The 2,099-nt window shown below is 41.2% G+C and carries 1 protein-coding gene; it reads left to right on the top strand.

Annotated elements, in window-relative coordinates:
• Nucleotides 1–2,099 (top strand): beta strand repeat-containing protein (locus BMY86_RS13105; RefSeq protein WP_394332579.1); only part of this gene is annotated, 2,099 nt, incomplete at both ends.

The raw sequence follows: 2,099 nt of genomic DNA, 5'->3' as shown, positions 1-2,099 counted from the left end.
TCAAGTGTAGCACCAATTGACTTATTCAGTTTAATTACTGGAGAGCAAGCAGGTGGAACATGGACACAAACATCAGGAACGGGTGGAACGTTTAATGCAGGAGCTGGAACATTTACTCCAGCGCCAGGAGCAACAACTTCTACATTTACGTATACTTTAGTTGGAACGGCACCATGTATTAACGATACAAGTGTAGCTACGATTAACATCAACGCTCAGCCAAATGCTGGAGTAGATGGAAACACTACAGTTTGTGATTCAAGTGTAGCACCAATTGACTTGTTCAGTTTAATAACTGGAGAGCAAGCAGGAGGAACATGGACGCGAACTTCAGGAACAGGTGGAACGTTTAACGCTGGAGCAGGTACTTATACACCAGCACCAGGAGCAACAACTTCTACGTTTACTTATACATTAACAGGAGTTGCGCCTTGTACTAATGATACAAGTATTGCAACAGTTAACATCAATCCACAACCAAATGCAGGAGCGGATGGTAATACTACAGTTTGTGACTCAAGTGTAGCAGCTATCAACTTATTCAGTTTAATCACTGGAGAGCAAGCAGGTGGAACATGGACACAAACATCAGGAACAGGAGGAACGTTTAACGCTGGAGCGGGTACTTATACACCAGCACCAGGAGCAACAACTTCTACGTTTACGTATACTTTAGTTGGAACTGCACCATGTATTAACGATACAAGTGTGGCTACGATTAACATTAACGCTCAGCCAAATGCAGGTACTGACGGAAACACTACAGTTTGTGATTCAAGTGTAGCACCAATTGACTTATTCAGTTTAATCACTGGAGAGCAAGCAGGAGGAACATGGACACAAACATCAGGAACAGGAGGAACGTTTAATGCAGGAGCAGGTACTTATACACCAGCGCCAGGTGCAACAACTTCTACATTTACCTATACTTTAGTTGGAACGGCACCTTGTACAAATGATACAAGTATTGCAACTGTTAACATCAACGCTCAGCCATTTGCAGGGACTGATGTAGTTTTAGTTGTTTGTCCACAAACGGCTTCTGCGATTCATGTTGGAAATTTAATTACAGATGCAGATCCTGGAGGAACATGGACACAAATTTCTGGTCCAATAGGAAATTTTAATCCTATGTCTGCTATTTTTACACCACCTTCAGGTTCAAGTGCTTCAACTTCTGTATTTGCATATACAATAACTGGTGCATCACCATGTGTAGATGATGTGGCATTAGTAACAATTACAGTAAATAGACAACCTATTGCAGGAACAGATGGAAATACTACAATATGTGATACAAGTAATTCTTCAATAGATTTATTTAGTTTAATAACAGGTGAAGATACAGGAGGAACATGGACACAAACTTCAGGAACAGGTGGTACGTTTAATGCAGGAGCGGGTACCTTTACCCCAGCGCCAGGAGCAACTACTAGTACATTTGCTTATACATTGTTGGGTGATGATCAATGTGTTGATGTTACAAGTTTCGCAACAATTAATATCAATCCACAACCTAATGCTGGAGCGGATGGAGCTACAACGACTTGTGAATCTAGTGGTGCTACAATCAACTTATTTAGTTTAATCACTGGAGAGCAAGCAGGTGGAACATGGACACAAACATCAGGAACAGGTGGGACGTTTAATGCAGGAGCAGGTACCTATACACCTGCAATGGGAGCAACAACTAGTACATTTACGTACACGTTAACAGGAACTGCTCCTTGTACGAATGATACAAGTATAGCTACTGTTACAATAACATCAGCACCAACTGCAGGAACAAATGGTACAACAGTATTATGTTCTACAAGCGCACCTATTGATTTATTTACACAATTAGGAGGTTCACCAGATATAGGAGGAACTTGGAGTCCAGCTTTAGCAAGTGGTACAGGAGTATTCAATCCTACAGTTGATACTCCAGGAGTTTATACTTATACAATTAACATACCAGGTTGTGCAGTTACAAGTGCAACAGTAAACGTAACTGTTAATCCACAGCCTAATGCTGGAGTAGATGGAAACACTACAGTTTGTGATTCAAGTGTAGCACCAATTGACTTATTCAGTTTAATCACTGGAGAGCAAGCAGG

It is taken from the genome of Flavobacterium urocaniciphilum, from assembly GCF_900110615.1.
Lineage (GTDB): Bacteria > Bacteroidota > Bacteroidia > Flavobacteriales > Flavobacteriaceae > Flavobacterium > Flavobacterium urocaniciphilum.
The sequence above is the reverse complement of the archived record's forward strand: the minus strand, read 5'-3'. Positions and strand labels throughout refer to the sequence as shown.